We start from the raw sequence: 16,307 nt of genomic DNA on the forward strand, positions 1-16,307 counted from the left end.
CATCTGCGCCTTGATGAAATGAAGGAGTCATCATGAAATATTTAATAATGCTGATCATGTGCGGCATTTTGTGGGGGTCGCAGTACGAGTTTAATCGCTTAGCACTGGAATCGATGCCAGCGATCTGGATTGCTGCGCTGCGTTCCAGCTTTGGTGCGCTGATCTTAATCGCCGCGTGCTACTGGTTGAAATTGAAACGCACCTCTGGCCACTGGCCGATGCTGTTTGTTATCGCCACACTGGAGGCGACCCTGCCATTTATCTTGGTGGCATGGGGACAGCAGTCCACCCCCTCCAGCCATGCGGCAGTGATCACCGGTATGAACCCATTGCTGACTATTTTACTCGCGCCCCTGTTTTTACATCATGCTCGTCTGGAAGCCAAATCGCTGCTGTGTGGCCTATTGGGTTTTGCCAGCTTACTCTATCTCTTCTATCCGCAACTGCATACGCCAGATGGACACAGCTTCTATGGCGCCGTGGCGATTTTCATCGCTGCCCTCAGTTTTGCCTTAAGTTTAATTTTGGTCAAAAAGCTGGATAACTTACACCCAATCGTGGTCGCGCGTGATGTGATAGTGATCTCTGCGCTGCAACTGCTGCCGATTGCACTTTTAAGTAGTGAGCTGACGTTAAGCCACATCAGTATGTCATCGGCACTGTCTAGCCTCTATCTCGGCATTTTTTGCGGTGGTGTGGTCTACATTCTGTTTATGCAGCTCATCATGAGCAAAGGCCCTGCATTTGCTTCACTGAGTAATTATCTGGTGCCGACCGTTGGTGTAATACTAGCCGCCATCGCACAGGATGGGACGATCGATAGCCGCACTTTGCTCAGTTTGGCGGGTATTTTGAGTGCCATTCTCCTGTTCCAATTCTGGCCAAACTCAGCCCCGCCACTTATCAGTCGTCTCGACTCGTAAGTACAATCAAGGCTGCTTCGGCAGCTTTGATTGCGATAACTTATTGTTCATTTTCCAGCGCGCGCACTTGCGCTTGTAACTTATTGAGTTCTTTACGCATGGCACGCATCTCGTCGTGCATCGGGATGATGTGCGCGACGCGAATCCAAGATTCAACGGTCAATCCCGTTAGGATAAAAGTCCCTGCGACAATCGGCAGCCACATCTCCGTCAGTGCCATGGCCAACAGACACAGAGCCAAACCAAAGGTGAACAGATAACTCTGACTTTTTGCTGTCATACCCATATAACGTGTCAGCATATTGGTGCCCTCTCGTTTCAATTCACAACCTTAAAGTAGCATGCGCTGCATGACACGAATATGGCAGCGGTCACGCTCCTTAACGAATAAACACTCATTTCAGAACGGCCGCTGTTTCTGCGAGATTATCCGAAGTTAGACGCAAGATTTACCAAAAAGCGGCACCTAGCGCCAAAGCAACAAACAGCAGTGCAGTTACTTTGCGAATTAAAGCAAGGGGCAGTTTGTCTGCCGAGAGCTTACCAATCAGCACCACAGGCACATTCGCCAACAGCATGCCAATGGTGGTGCCGAGAATCACCCAAGTGAGCGCATCGGCATATTGGGCGCCAAGAATCGAAGTGGCGATTTGCGTTTTATCCCCCACTTCCGCGATAAAAAACGCGATAAAACTGGCCACAAATGGACCACGATTGGAAATCTCTTCATCGTCGTCGAGCTTATCGGGGATCAGTACCCAAGCCGCCATCGCGAGAAAGCTCACCACCAGCACCCATTTCAACACTTCTGGTGACAGGTAATCGGCCACAACGACACCCAGCCACGCGGCCAAAGCATGGTTAGCAATGGTGGCAAAGAAGATCGCAGCAATGATAGGGATCGGTTTTCGATAGCGGCTGGCTAGCAGCAGGGATAATAACTGGGTTTTATCGCCAATTTCGGCTAAGGCGACGGTAGTAATAGAAATAGCTAAAACGCTCACGACATGCTCAATGGGGCAGGGATTATTATATTAACCATAGACAAATCTCACGCCCCACCCCGGTTCGTGATGATTTGTCTAAAGTCTTGCTAAACTCGAAGGGCTTCGAGTCTCGAACGCCATGGTGATTTGGCACCAATTATGTTGACGAACGAACCGGATGGAAATGGACCTCATCCAGTAAGCTACTCCCCAAAGACGAGCGCAATTCTAGCCAGCTTCCCCTACCAGCTCAAGTGAGAAATTACACAAAAACTCCCTTTTAAGAAAATTTGGACGAATAAGCCAATAAATTTCCACTAAAGGGGAAAGTTGACCACGAATTAATCAAGATTAGCTCTACTCCCATGCAAAATATCTGGGTATACTTGATCGTTATTTTTTATCACTCTAGACAGAAATTTCGCGCGAACCTGACTATGCAAAAATACGATATCAAAACCTTTCAGGGTATGATCCTCGCGCTGCAGGATTATTGGGCCCAACAAGGCTGTACCATTGTTCAACCATTAGACATGGAAGTAGGTGCAGGTACTTCTCACCCAATGACATGTTTACGTGCACTTGGTCCTGAGCCAATTGCTACGGCTTACGTTCAGCCATCTCGTCGTCCGACTGACGGCCGCTACGGTGAAAACCCTAACCGCCTTCAACACTACTACCAGTTTCAAGTGATCATCAAACCATCACCAGACAACATCCAAGAACTGTACTTAGGCTCTCTGGAAGTACTGGGGGTTGACCCGCAAGTTCACGACATTCGTTTCGTCGAAGATAACTGGGAAAACCCGACACTGGGTGCTTGGGGTCTTGGCTGGGAAGTGTGGCTCAACGGCATGGAAGTCACTCAGTTTACCTACTTCCAACAAGTAGGCGGCCTGGAGTGTAAACCTGTTACTGGCGAGATCACTTACGGTATCGAGCGTCTGGCGATGTACATTCAGGGCGTGGATTCTGTTTACGATCTGGTTTGGACCGACGGTCCGCTGGGTAAAGTGACTTATGGCGACATCTTCCACCAAAATGAAGTTGAGCAATCCACTTACAACTTCGAACACGCCGATGTGGATTTCCTATTCACCTTCTTCGACCAGTGCGAAAAAGAGTGTAAACACCTGCTTGAGCTTGAAAAGCCTCTCCCGCTACCAGCTTACGAACGTATTTTGAAAGCGGGCCACGCGTTCAACCTACTGGATGCGCGTAAAGCCATCTCAGTCACAGAGCGTCAGCGTTACATCCTACGCATTCGTAACCTCACTAAATCGGTTGCAGAAGCGTACTACGCATCTCGTGAAGCATTAGGCTTCCCTATGTGTAAAAAGGGTGAGGACAAATAAGATGGCAAAAGAATTTCTAATTGAACTCGGTACTGAAGAGTTACCACCAAAGCAACTTCGCACATTAGCGGAAGCATTTGCTGCAAACTTTGAAGCGGAATTGAAAGCCGCTGACCTTGCTCATGAAGGTATCAAATGGTTTGCAACGCCACGTCGTTTAGCACTTAAAGTCACTAAGCTTGCTGAAGGTCAGGCTGACAAAGTGGTTGAAAAACGTGGTCCTGCGATTGCGGTTGCTTTTGATGCAGATGGTCAACCCACCAAAGCGGCACAAGGCTGGGCTCGTGGTAACGGCATCACGGTTGAACAAGCCGATCGCCTAAAGACAGACCAAGGTGAATGGCTGCTTTACAAGCAAGAAGTGAAAGGCCAAGAAGCAAAAGCGGTGGTTGTCGAACTTGCCGCAAAAGCACTGGCTAACCTGCCTATCGCGAAACCAATGCGTTGGGGTGATAAAGAAACTCAATTTATCCGCCCAGTTAAAACGCTAACCATTCTGTTCGGTGATGAACTTATCGAAGGTGAAATCCTTGGCGTAAGTTCGGCTCGCACTATCCGTGGTCACCGTTTCATGGGTGAAGCAGAATTTACTATCGATTCTGCCTCTCAATACCCAGCGATTCTGGAAGAGCGCGGTAAAGTCATCGCTGATTACGATGCTCGTAAAGCCACCATCATTGCTGATGCACAAAAAGCAGCACAACAAGTTGGCGGCGTTGCAGACCTAGAAGATGACCTAGTAGAAGAAGTCACTTCACTGGTTGAATGGCCTGTTGTGCTTACTGCTAAGTTTGAAGAAAAGTTCCTCAAAGTACCTTCAGAAGCGTTGGTTTACACCATGAAAGGCGATCAGAAGTACTTCCCTGTCTATGACGCAGAGAAAAAACTGCTGCCTAACTTTATCTTCGTCTCTAACATCGAGTCTAAAGAGCCTCGCCATGTTATCGAAGGTAACGAGAAAGTGGTTCGTCCGCGTCTTGCTGATGCCGAGTTCTTCTTCAACACTGACCGCAAGAGCAAACTGATTGATCGCCTACCTCAGCTAGAAACGGCCATCTTCCAGCAAAAACTGGGCACCATCAAAGACAAAACAGACCGTATCACTGAGCTTGCTGGCTACATTGCTGAGCAAATCGGTGCGGATGTTGAGAAATCAAAACGTGCAGGCTTGCTAGCTAAATGTGACCTAATGACCTCAATGGTATTCGAGTTTACCGATACTCAAGGTGTGATGGGCATGCACTACGCGCGCCACGACGGTGAAGCAGAAGAAGTAGCGGTAGCACTTAACGAGCAATACATGCCTCGTTTCGCTGGCGACAGCCTACCAACCAACGGTGTATCAGCAGCGGTTGCTATGGCGGATAAGTTGGACACTATCGTCGGTATCTTCGGTATTGGTCAAGCTCCAAAGGGCTCTGACCCATTTGCACTACGCCGCGCATCACTGGGTGTTCTGCGTATCATTGTTGAATACGGTTACAACCTAGATTTAGTAGACCTTGTAGCGAAAGCGAAATCACTATTTGGCGATCGTCTGACTAATGAAAACGTTGAGCAAGATGTGATTGAGTTTATGCTCGGTCGTTTCCGTGCATGGTACCAAGATGAAGGTTTCAGTGTAGACATCATCCAAGCGGTACTGGCTCGTCGCCCAACCAAACCAGCTGACTTTGACCAACGTGTTAAAGCGGTTTCTCACTTCCGTGAGTTGGATGCAGCAGAATCACTGGCAGCAGCGAACAAACGCGTGGGTAACATTCTGGCGAAATTCGAAGGCGAACTGCCAACTGAGATTGAGCTGTCTCTTCTTCAGGAAGATGCAGAGAAAGCGCTGGCTGAAAACGTTGAAGTACTCACAGAAGCGTTAGAACCTGCATTTGCAACGGGCAACTACCAACAAGCATTGAGCCAACTTGCTGCGCTGCGTGAGCCAGTCGATGCCTTCTTTGATAACGTAATGGTGATGGCAGATGACGAAGCGTTGAAGAAAAACCGCTTAACTCTGCTTAACAACCTACGTAACCTGTTCTTGCAGATCGCCGATATTTCTCTGCTGCAGAAATAACTCGACGTATCGCCAGATTTGTCGAATAAAATCGGCCAACTCAAGCCCAACTCCTCGGAGTTGGGCTTTGTTTTTCTGCTGTGCCAGATATTGTGCTTTGCCTCGCAATCACATTCAGGTATGTTCAATGTTTACTCGACCAGCCAGCAACGTACTGGCCTTTTAGGTAAACAAAGCAATCACAATGAATTAGGTATAAAAACACATGCAGTTTTCAAAGTTTGGTGAAAAGTTTAATCAGTATTCCGGTATTACCCAGTTAATGGACGATTTGAATGATGGCCTAAGCACTCCCGGTGCCATCATGCTCGGTGGCGGCAACCCTGCGGCCATTCCAGCCATGCTCGATTACTTTCATCAAGCCAGCGCGGACATGCTGGCCAGTGGCGAACTGGTCGCGGCCCTTGCTAATTACGACGGCCCGCAAGGCAAAGATGTGTTTATAAAAGCCTTAGCGAAACTGCTCAAAGAAACTTACGGCTGGAACATCAGCGAGAAAAACATCAGCCTGACCAACGGTAGCCAAAGCGGTTTCTTCTACCTGTTTAATCTGTTTGCTGGCAAGCAGAGCGATGGATCGCACAAGAAAATCCTATTGCCACTCGCCCCAGAATACATTGGCTATGCCGACGCGGGGATCGATGAAGATATCTTTGTCTCTTACCGCCCAGAAATTGAACTGCTCGACAATGGCCTGTTTAAATATCACGTCGACTTCGAACAGCTCAAAGTCGATGACTCGGTTGCCGCTATTTGCGCCTCGCGTCCGACCAACCCAACCGGCAATGTGCTGACCGATGAAGAGATCGCCAAACTGGATAAGCTCGCGCGAGAAAATAATATCCCGCTGATCATCGACAATGCCTATGGCCTCCCCTTCCCGAACATCATCTTCGAAGATGTGCAGCCCTTTTGGAATGAGAACACCATCTTATGCATGAGCCTCTCCAAACTTGGCCTACCGGGTGTGCGTTGTGGCATCGTCATCGCCAGCGAAGCGGTAACGCAAGCACTAACCAATATGAACGGCATCATTAGCTTGGCACCCGGCAGCATGGGCCCCGCGCTCGGCCATCATATGATCCGTCAAGACGATCTGCTGGCTCTGAGCTCACAAGTAATTAAGCCTTTTTACCAGCACAAGTCGCAGCGCGCCGTCACGCTGCTGCAAGAGGCGATTCAGGATCCGCGTTTCCGTATCCACAAACCGGAGGGGGCGATCTTCTTATGGCTGTGGTTTGATGAATTGCCAATTACCACCATGGCGCTTTACCAACGTCTTAAAGCACGCGGCGTATTGATTGTGCCGGGAGAATATTTCTTTATTGGCCAAGAAGAGAGTTGGGAGCACGCCCATCAGTGTTTGCGCATGAACTATGTGCAGGACGATGAGAAGATGCAGCGGGGCATCGCGATCATCGCCGAAGAGGTGGCTAAAGCCTACCAACAAGGGTAAGCGCGAAGTTGCGAACTCGCCGATAAACGAAGAGCGCCAACACGGGCGCTCTTTTCTCATCTCAATTGGGTAAGATTTATCTGTTTTCCAGCAACTGGCCGTTACCGATAGCAATCTTACGCGGCTGCATCGCTTCAGGAATTTCACGCACTAAATCGATGTGCAATAGGCCATTTTCCATCGATGCGCCCACCACTTTCACGTAATCGGCCAACTGGAACTTACGCTCAAAGTCGCGCTCTGCGATGCCTTGATAAACGTAGTTTTTGCCTTCTTCCTCTTTACGCTCGCCTTTCACAATCAGCAGATTTTCATTTTGTGTCAGATCAAGCTGCTCTTCAGCAAACCCAGCGACTGCCATGGTGATGCGGTAGTTGTGCTCATCTTTCTGCTCAATATTGTATGGAGGGTAACCGCCTGAGCTGTTTTTCGCCGCATTGGCTTCCATCAGGTTCAACAGACGATCAAAACCAATCGCGTTGCGGTACAGTGGTGTGAAATCTACATTACGCATAATTCTATCCTCTTAATTTAAGCAATAGTCTTGCCCAGTAATGGTCGGGCGAAGAGTTCCCAAACACCATTCCTCTCAATCGGGACATGGGTGGAACAGGTTGTCAGTCTTGACCCGGTTTATCCTCAACAGAGCAATGCGGGTCACGGTAAAAGCCCTTACGGCGCCTTCACTGACAGATATAAGGACGAAAAAATCGCTTTCAAGAGTAAAAAGAAAAATTTTTTAACGAAGAACATAGCAGGCATAAAAAAGCGCGGGCATAGAACCCGCGCTTTATTTGAGCTAGAAAAGAGACTGACTAGACGTCAAGGTTAGCCACTTTTAGTGCGTTGTTTTCGATAAACGCACGGCGCGGCTCAACTTGGTCACCCATCAGTGTGGTAAACAACTCATCGGCACCCACCGCATCTTCGATGGTCACTTGCATCATACGGCGCGTTTCTGGGTCCATGGTCGTTTCCCAAAGCTGATCAGGGTTCATCTCACCCAGACCTTTATAGCGTTGCAGGCTAAGACCACGACGCGACTCTTTGATCAACCAATCCAAGGCCGCAGCAAAACTGCTGACAGGTTGCGTACGCTCACCGCGTTTCACGTAAGCGCCCTCTTCAATCAGACCATCGAGCGCCTCGGCCAAGTCCGCCAGCTTCTGGTACTCTTTCGAGTTGATCAGATCCACGCTCAGTGGGTAGTTGTGCATCACACCGTGAGTACGTACCACAATCTTCGGTTGGTAACGATCTTGCTCTGCATCGTACTCGACGTCAAAGCTGTATTGGCTTGCGCCCACTTCTTTGGCGTTAAGCTGTTCAACCAACTGCCCCGTCCAAGCCGAAATAGCCGCTTGATCGCTAAATTGCGCTTCGCTCAGGCGTGGCACATAAATCAATTCGTGGATCAGTGCACGCGGGTAACGGCGGCTCATGCGATCCACCAGCTTGATCGCTTCATTGTATTGCTGCACCAGTTTCTCTAGCGGTTCACCCGCCAGCGCAGGCGCGTCGGTATTGACATGCAGTTCGGCGTTATCCAGCGCCAAAGCGATTTGATACTGGTTCATCGCCTCTTCATCTTTGATGTACTGCTCTTGCTTGCCTTTCTTCACTTTGTACAGCGGTGGCTGAGCAATGTAGACGTAACCGCGCTCAATCAGCTCCGGCATTTGACGATAGAAGAAGGTCAACAGCAGCGTACGAATGTGCGAACCATCGACGTCCGCATCGGTCATGATGATGATGTTGTGGTAACGCAGTTTGTCTGGGTTGTACTCGTCGCGGCCGATACCACAGCCCAGCGCAGTGATGAGGGTCGCCACTTCCTGCGAAGAGAGCATCTTGTCGAAACGTGCTTTCTCTACGTTGAGGATCTTACCTTTTAGCGGCAGGATGGCTTGGTTCTTACGGTTACGGCCCTGCTTGGCGGAACCGCCCGCAGAGTCACCCTCCACTATGTAGAGTTCAGACAGCGCAGGATCTTTTTCCTGACAATCCGCCAGTTTGCCCGGCAGGCCAGCGAGATCCAATGCGCCTTTACGACGAGTCATCTCGCGCGCTTTACGCGCCGCTTCACGGGCACGCGCGGCATCGATAATTTTCGAACAGACTTGTTTTGCTTCGCTTGGGTTTTCCGCTAAGAAGTCGGCCAGTTTCTCATTCATGGCTGATTCAACCGCTGATTTCACTTCAGACGAAACCAGTTTGTCTTTGGTTTGGCTGGAGAATTTTGGATCAGGCACTTTCACCGACACCACGGCGGTTAAGCCTTCACGCGCATCATCACCCGACGTTGCCGCTTGCGCTTTTTTCGAGAAGCCTTCTTTGTCCATGTAGGTATTCAAGGTACGAGTCAAAGCACCACGGAAACCTGCCAAGTGAGTACCGCCATCGCGCTGCGGAATGTTGTTGGTAAAACAGTAGATGTTTTCTTGGAAACCATCGTTCCACTGCATCGCCACTTCCACCGAAATACCGTCTTCACGTTCTGTGTTGAAGTGGAACACTTTTTCATGGATTGGGGTTTTGTTGCGGTTTAGGTGAGTAACGAACGCTTGAATACCCCCTTCGTACATGAAGTGGTCTTTCTTGTCTTCTTCGCGCTCGTCCTGCAGTTTGATCGACACGCCAGAGTTCAGGAAAGAGAGTTCACGCAGGCGCTTAGCGAGGATGTCGTAATGAAATTCGATGTTGGTGAAGGTTTCTGCGCTTGGCCAGAAACGCACCGTGGTACCGGTTTTTTCGGTATCACCAACCACCGTCAGTGGTGCTTGCGGCACGCCATGATGATAGGTTTGAGTATGAATATGGCCGCCACGGTAAATGGTCAACTGCACTTTTTCAGACAGCGCGTTAACTACCGACACACCCACACCATGCAGGCCGCCCGAAACTTTGTACGAGTTATCGTCAAACTTACCGCCGGCGTGCAGTACTGTCATAATCACTTCGGCGGCAGAGACTTTCTCTTCTGGGTGCAGTTCGGTCGGAATACCACGACCATCATCGCTGACAGAAACCGAGTTATCCTCATGAATCGTGACTACGATGTCTTTACAGTGACCTGCCAGTGCTTCATCAATTGAGTTGTCCACCACCTCGAAAACCATGTGGTGCAGACCGGTGCCATCATCGGTGTCACCGATGTACATACCCGGACGCTTACGAACCGCATCCAGACCCTTCAGTACCTTAATACTTGATGAATCGTAATTATTCGACATGAGTTACTCTCTCATTATTTATCCTTGCTCAATCACACCCTGATCCACATGGAACAGTTTCCCTGCCTCATCTCGCATGTCCGCGATCTGGTTTTCGGTAATTGAGCTTACAAAAACTTGAGCCCCCGTCGCTTTGAGGCAATCTGCCAAACGCTTGCGACGTTGACTGTCTAATTCTGACGCAAAATCATCTATCAGATAGATGCATTGCTTACCGGTCATTTCCGTTAGGTGCTGCCCCTGCGCCAAACGCAGTGCGCACACCATGAGTTTCAGTTGGCCACGTGACAGCACATCTTCCACCGGCGTGCCATTCACTTTGATGCGTAAATCCGCTTTATTCGGCCCACTGAAGGTATAGCCAAGCGCCTGATCCCGTTCGAAGTTTTTCTCGAGGATCTGCTGATAAGGCGTCTCTTTGTCCCAGCCGCGATAGTACTTCAGCTGAATATCAAACTCTGGCAAAAAATCGCGACACAGTTGCTCGGCTTTGCTTTGCATCTGCTCGACATAATGCTCACGCCATTGGCTTATCTGCTCCGCCAAGCGCGCCATTTCTTGATCCCAATAACTGAGTTCACGGTAGCTTCTGGCGGTTTTGAGCAAGGCATTGCGCTGCTTGTTGAGACGCTTAAAGCGTCCCCAGGCATCAAAAAAGGCCGCTTCGCTATGAAACACGCCCCAATCGATAAAAGCGCGGCGATGTTTCGGCCCATCGGTCAACAGATCAAACCCTTCTGGATGAATCAGTTGCAGTGGCAGAACCTGCGCCAACTGAGCGAGCTTTTGCCCAGACTGACCGCCTATTTTAACCTCTGTTGTGCCGTCGCGCTGCTTATTAATGCCAACGGGTAGCTCAAATTGATCCGAGTTCAAAAAACGACCATGAACAAACAGTTGGTCACACTCATTTTGAATCACTCGACCAGTCAGCGCGCTGCGAAACGAGCGACCATGTCCCAATAAGTAGACCGCTTCTAGCACACTGGTTTTACCGCTGCCATTGGGGCCGATAAGAAAGTTAAAGCCTGGTGACAAGGCGATGTCACAGGCTTTGATATTACGAAATTGCTGAATAATCAGACGAGAAAGCGGCATTCAATCAGCTTACAGGCGGATCGGCATCACGACGTACATGGCGCTGTCGTCGTCGACATTTTCAATCAGCGCACTGGCGTTGGCATCCGACATCGAAATACGCACTTTGTCACAGCGCAGTGTATTGAGCACATCCAGCACGTAACTGACGTTAAAGCCAATTTCAATCGCTTCGCCTTCAAAAGAGACATCCAACATCTCTTCTGCTTCTTCCTGCTCCGGGTTATTGGCGGTAATGCGCATGTCACTGCCCGCTAAATTCACCCGTACGCCACGGAATTTTTCATTCGACAAAATCGCCGCACGCGCGAACGATTGACGCAGCTCGTCACAACTGGCTTCAAGCGTTTTTGTGGTGTGCTGCGGCATAACGCGACGATAATCTGGGAACCGGCCATCCACCAGCTTAGAGGTGAAGACAAAGTTATTAACTTCAGCGCGCAGGTTGGAGCTGCCAATTTGCAGCATCACAGGCTGTTCTGGCGCATCGAGCAATTTAACCAGCTCTTGCACCCCTTTGCGCGGCACAATGATCTGTTTTTGTGCGAAATCGGCGCCGAGTGCAACTTGCGAGACCGCCATACGGTGCCCGTCGGTCGCCACGCTGCGCAGGGTGGTGCCATCAATTTCAAACAGCATGCCGTTGAGATAGTAGCGTACATCTTGGTTCGCCATGGAGAACTGCGTCTTCTCAATCAGTGCGCGCAGTTCGCCTTGCGTCAGCGACACTTCAACGTCACTTTGCCAATCTTCAATATTCGGGAAATCGTTGGCCGGCAACGTTGCCAGCGAGAAGCGGCTGCGGCCTGAGCGCAATTGCACGCGATCGCCTTCAAGGACAAAAGTAATCCGCGCGTCATCAGGCAAACCGCGGCAAATATCGAGAAATTTACGCGAAGGCACCGTAATGCTGCCCGCTTCAAATTCCCCTTCCAAGGTGACACAGCTAATCAGTTCGACTTCCAAATCGGTCGCGGTCATCGACAACTGACCATTGTCGACCTTGATTAACAAGTTACCCAAAATAGGCAAAGTAGGACGGCCACCCAGCGCACCGGAGACCTGTTGCAGCGGTTTAATAAAATGACTACGTTCAATGGTAAATTTCATGCTTGGCTCTTTACGCTGTCAGCTCAAATTGGGATTTGCTTAGAATTCTGCCATTTTAACCGATTAGGACGACAAGGTGCGAATCAAGTTCGAGTAATCTTCTTTAATGTCGTGGCTCTCTTCACGTAGCTGCTCAATTTTACGGCAGGCATGCAAAACCGTGGTGTGGTCACGGCCACCAAACGCATCGCCGATTTCCGGCAGGCTGTGGTTGGTGAGCTCTTTCGCCAGCGCCATCGCCAGTTGACGCGGGCGCGCAACGGAGCGGGAACGGCGTTTTGAAAGCAGATCCGCCACTTTGATTTTGTAGTATTCCGCGACGGTCTTTTGAATGTTGTCGATGGTGACGAGCTTCTCTTGCAGCGCCAACAAATCGCGCAGCGCTTCACGCACGAAATCGATGGTGATCGGACGACCGGTGAAGTTCGCGTTTGCAATCACGCGGTTTAGTGCACCTTCAAGCTCACGCACGTTGGATCGCAGACGTTTGGCAATAAAGAAAGCCACTTCGTCCGCCAAATGAATTTGGTGATCTTCGGCTTTCTTCATCAAGATCGCCACGCGAGTTTCCAGCTCGGGCGGCTCAATCGCTACCGTCAAACCCCAACCAAAGCGTGATTTCAGACGATCCTCAACGCCACTGATCTCTTTCGGATAGCGGTCTGAAGTGAGGATGATCTGTTGGTTGCCTTCTAAAAGTGCGTTAAAAGTGTGGAAGAACTCTTCTTGTGAACGCTCTTTGTTGGCGAAGAATTGGATGTCATCGATAAGCAGTGCATCGACGCTACGGTAGTAACGTTTGAACTCTTCAATCGCGTTGTTTTGCAGCGCTTTCACCATATCTTGCACAAAACGCTCTGAGTGCATGTACACCACTTTCGCGTTAGGTTTGTTATCCACAATGGCATTGCCGACCGCGTGCAACAAGTGGGTTTTACCTAAACCCGTTCCACCGTATAAAAAGAGAGGGTTGTAGGCACCGCCTGGGTTATCCGCCACCTGACGCGCCGCCGCCAAACCCAATTGGTTTGACTTACCTTCAACAAAGTTATTGAACTTATGTTTCGGGTTCACGTTGGAGCGGTGGTTGATGTCCGCAATCGCTTGGGCATCATCATCCCACGTTTTATGCACTGGTTTACGGGCGTGCAGTTGTGCGGGAGCTGACGACTCCGCCGCCACGTCGGCTGGTGTACGGGTCGGTGCAGGCTTTGGCGCGGCCACGGGCCGACTACCGATCTCAAAGCGCAGATTGGGAATGTCATGACCGCAATATTCCTGCAGCAGGCGATTGATGCTGTTGAGGTATTTATCACGCACCCAGTCTAGTACGAAGCGGTTAGGAGCAAACAAGGTGAGCGTGTTGCCATTGAGCTCCGCTTGTAACGGACGGACCCACATGCTGAATTCTGTAGCTGGTAGCTCTTCTTGAAGCCGCTGCATACATTGCAACCAAAGCGAAGATGACACGGTGCCCCCACGGATGTAAGAAATGATCGGAAAAGATTGGCAATTTTACCTGTTGATAACCGAGATCGCCAGCGATTGATCGAGGATCCAGTGAATAAGATCCAAGTTATTCACAATATTTTCGACATATTTTGCGAGATCATCACACCTTGCCCGCGCTTTACCCACATAAGGATCCACTTTTCCCAGGATCTTCGCCATTTATCCCCAGAATCCACTAAACGCACTACCATCTGGTTATGAATCATAACAACTTGTTATTTATTCTAGTGAGACAATTCACATTAACATCACGCCCTATAATTCTGAGGAGTCACAAAATGAAAAACTGGATTAAAGCAAGTATTGCTGCCATTGCTCTGTCTGCCGCGACCACCCAAGCTCTGGCGCAAGAGGTGGTAAAAGTGGGGATGTCTGGTCGTTATTTCCCATTTACTTTTGTACAGAAAGATAAGCTACAAGGCTTTGAAGTCGACATGTGGGATGAGATCGGTAAACGCAATGGCTACCAAATCGAGTACGTGACGGCAAACTTCTCAGGTCTGTTTGGTTTGCTGGAAACCGGACGCATTGATACCATCTCCAACCAGATCACCATCACGGAAGCACGCAAGGCAAAATACCTATTTGCTGACCCGTACGTGATCGATGGCGCGCAAATCACGGTGCGTAAAGGCAACGACAGCATTCAAGGCATTGACGATCTCGCCGGCAAAACAGTCGCGGTCAACCTTGGCTCAAATTTCGAGCAGTTGCTGCGCAGCTATGACAAAGACGGCAAAATCAAGGTGAAAACCTACGAAACGGGCATTGAGCATGATGTGGCGCTCGGCCGTGCCGATGCCTTTGTCATGGACCGTTTGTCGGCACTGGAACTGATCAAAAAAACCGGCCTTCCACTACAATTGGCAGGTCAGCCGTTTGAAACCATCGCCAATGCGTGGCCGTTTGTGAACAATGAGCGCGGTGCTAAGCTGCAAGGCGAAGTAAACCAAGCTCTCGCGGCAATGCGTGCCGACGGTACAGTAGAGAAAATTTCGCTCAAGTGGTTTGGTGCCGATATCACTAAGTAAGTGCACGCACACTCGATAACTCTGTTTTTTACTCAAGGTGGAAGCGCGTATTCCACCTTTTCTCGTCTTTAAAGGTAAGTGATATGGGATTTGATTTTAACTATATGCTCGAGCTATTGCCGATCCTGCTCAAGTACCTCGGTACGACGATGGAGATGGCCGCGTGGGGATTAGTCTTCTCTCTGATCCTTGCCGTTGTACTGGCCAATCTGCGCGTCTTCCGTGTTCCGGTATTAGATCAGCTTAGCCAACTGTACATCAGCTTTTTCCGTGGCACTCCGCTGTTGGTACAACTGTTCCTGCTCTATTACGGTTTGCCGCAAGTCTTTCCTCTGCTGGTGGGCATCGATGCCTTTTCCGCCGCCGTGATCGGTTTAACGCTGCACTTCGCCGCATACATGGCGGAAAGCATCCGTGCCGCCATCATCGGCATCGACCGAAGCCAAATGGAAGCGAGCTTATCGGTCGGCATGACCACTAGCCAAGCGATGCGCCGCGTCATTCTGCCACAAGCGACCCGCGTAGCACTGCCTTCCTTGATGAATTACTTCATCGACATGATCAAATCCACCTCGCTGGCGTTTACTTTAGGCGTGGCCGAAATCATGGCCAAAGCGCAGATGGAAGCGTCGTCCAGTTTCCGCTTTTTTGAAGCCTTCCTCGCGGTGGCACTGATTTATTGGGGCGTGGTGTTGATTCTCACCCGCGTGCAAACTTGGGCCGAAGCCAAACTGAATAAGGCGTATGTACGATGATTAAACTGAGCAACATTCATAAACGCTATGGCGACAGCGAAGTCTTGAAAGGGATCGACATTGAGATTAAGCAAGGCGAGATCATCGTCATCATCGGTTCAAGTGGCACCGGGAAATCGACCTTATTGCGCTGCGTTAACTTTCTTGAGCAAGCCGATCAAGGCACCATCACCATTGATGACATCAGCGTCGACACGCAAAATCACAGCAAAGCCGAAGTGTTAGCGCTGCGCCGCCGCACGGGTTTTGTGTTTCAAAACTACGCGCTATTTGCCCACCTGACGGCACGACAAAACATTGCCGAAGGCCTAGTCACCGTGCGTGGCTGGAAGAAAGCCGATGCCCTCAAGCGCGCACAGCAAATTCTGGACGACATCGGCCTTGGCGACAAAGGTGACAGCTATCCCGCCGCGCTCTCTGGCGGCCAGCAACAGCGCGTCGGTATTGGCCGTGCCATGGCGCTGCAACCTGAACTGCTGCTCTTCGATGAGCCGACTTCAGCGCTCGACCCAGAATGGGTCGGTGAAGTACTGGCGCTGATGAAAAAACTCGCCACGCAACATCAAACCATGCTGGTGGTGACGCATGAGATGCAATTTGCCAAAGAGGTCGCCGACCGAGTGATCTTTATGGCAGAAGGAAACATTGTTGAACAAGGATCTCCACAGGATATCTTCGATAATCCACAAGATCCTCGACTGCAAAAATTCCTTCGTCAAGTTGGAGAGCGGTAAAGATCCCAACAAAGATCGCGAGATCCTTGAGATTTTACTCACACTC

At 50.0% G+C, this 16,307-nt stretch carries 15 protein-coding genes; 7 read left to right on the top strand and 8 right to left on the bottom strand.

The features are described 5' to 3' along the window. Positions 1–32 precede the first annotated feature (32 nt). Entirely contained in the window at positions 33–923 is an 891-nt protein-coding gene (locus tag EWA64_RS08485; RefSeq protein WP_061893089.1) for a DMT family transporter, read from the top strand. Between the two features lie 40 nt (positions 924–963). On the opposite strand, the gene EWA64_RS08490 is transcribed toward EWA64_RS08485, so the two are convergent. Together EWA64_RS08490 and EWA64_RS08495 are read right to left on the bottom strand one after the other, a co-directional pair. Beyond that, complete coding sequence (locus tag EWA64_RS08490; RefSeq protein WP_039422308.1) at positions 964–1,224, bottom strand: hypothetical protein; 261 nt, start codon at positions 1,222–1,224, stop codon at positions 964–966. Positions 1,225–1,372: 148 nt separating this feature from the next. Then, a complete protein-coding gene (locus EWA64_RS08495) occupies positions 1,373–1,927 on the bottom strand; it encodes a TMEM165/GDT1 family protein (RefSeq protein WP_045569071.1) in 555 nt (184 codons plus the stop codon). A 419-nt stretch (positions 1,928–2,346) separates the two neighbouring features. Between EWA64_RS08495 and glyQ the strand changes: the two genes are divergently transcribed. From glyQ to EWA64_RS08510, 3 genes are all read left to right on the top strand, one after another. Next, positions 2,347–3,264, top strand: a complete 918-nt coding sequence (gene glyQ, locus EWA64_RS08500; RefSeq protein ID WP_039428662.1) for a glycine--tRNA ligase subunit alpha — start codon at positions 2,347–2,349, stop codon at positions 3,262–3,264. Position 3,265: 1 nt separating this feature from the next. Then, complete coding sequence (gene glyS / locus EWA64_RS08505; protein WP_061893090.1) at positions 3,266–5,332, top strand: glycine--tRNA ligase subunit beta; 2,067 nt, start codon at positions 3,266–3,268, stop codon at positions 5,330–5,332. A gap of 205 nt (positions 5,333–5,537) precedes the next feature. Then, entirely contained in the window at positions 5,538–6,788 is a 1,251-nt protein-coding gene (locus tag EWA64_RS08510; RefSeq protein WP_061893091.1) for a valine--pyruvate transaminase, read from the top strand. Positions 6,789–6,864: 76 nt separating this feature from the next. On the opposite strand, the gene EWA64_RS08515 is transcribed toward EWA64_RS08510, so the two are convergent. The 6 genes from EWA64_RS08515 to EWA64_RS08540 form a co-directional block, all read right to left on the bottom strand. Continuing rightward, positions 6,865–7,302 carry an Hsp20 family protein gene (locus EWA64_RS08515; RefSeq protein ID WP_061893092.1) on the bottom strand — a complete coding sequence of 146 codons (438 nt, stop codon included), beginning with the start codon at positions 7,300–7,302 and terminating at the stop codon, positions 6,865–6,867. Between the two features lie 301 nt (positions 7,303–7,603). After that, positions 7,604–10,021, bottom strand: a complete 2,418-nt coding sequence (gene gyrB, locus EWA64_RS08520; protein ID WP_061893094.1) for a DNA topoisomerase (ATP-hydrolyzing) subunit B — start codon at positions 10,019–10,021, stop codon at positions 7,604–7,606. An 18-nt stretch (positions 10,022–10,039) separates the two neighbouring features. Continuing rightward, positions 10,040–11,119 carry a DNA replication/repair protein RecF gene (gene recF / locus EWA64_RS08525; protein WP_039422325.1) on the bottom strand — a complete coding sequence of 360 codons (1,080 nt, stop codon included), beginning with the start codon at positions 11,117–11,119 and terminating at the stop codon, positions 10,040–10,042. Between the two features lie 9 nt (positions 11,120–11,128). Then, complete coding sequence (gene dnaN / locus EWA64_RS08530; RefSeq protein WP_061893095.1) at positions 11,129–12,229, bottom strand: DNA polymerase III subunit beta; 1,101 nt, start codon at positions 12,227–12,229, stop codon at positions 11,129–11,131. 63 nt (positions 12,230–12,292) lie between these two features. After that, entirely contained in the window at positions 12,293–13,699 is a 1,407-nt protein-coding gene (gene dnaA, locus EWA64_RS08535; protein ID WP_039422330.1) for a chromosomal replication initiator protein DnaA, read from the bottom strand. 45 nt (positions 13,700–13,744) lie between these two features. Then, complete coding sequence (locus tag EWA64_RS08540; RefSeq protein WP_167520855.1) at positions 13,745–13,900, bottom strand: hypothetical protein; 156 nt, start codon at positions 13,898–13,900, stop codon at positions 13,745–13,747. 119 nt (positions 13,901–14,019) lie between these two features. On the opposite strand from EWA64_RS08540, the gene EWA64_RS08545 reads away from it, so the two are divergent. The 3 genes from EWA64_RS08545 to EWA64_RS08555 all read left to right on the top strand — a co-directional run bounded on the left by EWA64_RS08545 (position 14,020) and on the right by EWA64_RS08555 (position 16,261). Continuing rightward, positions 14,020–14,772, top strand: coding sequence for an amino acid ABC transporter substrate-binding protein (locus tag EWA64_RS08545; protein WP_039436002.1), 753 nt, complete (start codon positions 14,020–14,022; stop codon positions 14,770–14,772). A gap of 83 nt (positions 14,773–14,855) precedes the next feature. Then, positions 14,856–15,527 (top strand): amino acid ABC transporter permease, encoded by a 672-nt coding sequence (locus EWA64_RS08550; RefSeq protein ID WP_039422334.1) that lies wholly within the window; start codon positions 14,856–14,858, stop codon positions 15,525–15,527. After that, positions 15,524–16,261, top strand: a complete 738-nt coding sequence (locus tag EWA64_RS08555; protein WP_061893096.1) for an amino acid ABC transporter ATP-binding protein — start codon at positions 15,524–15,526, stop codon at positions 16,259–16,261. The genes EWA64_RS08550 and EWA64_RS08555 overlap by 4 nt, the downstream gene beginning before the upstream one ends. Positions 16,262–16,307 lie beyond the last annotated feature (46 nt).

It is taken from the genome of Vibrio cidicii (assembly GCF_009665415.1).
Classification (GTDB): domain Bacteria; phylum Pseudomonadota; class Gammaproteobacteria; order Enterobacterales; family Vibrionaceae; genus Vibrio; species Vibrio cidicii.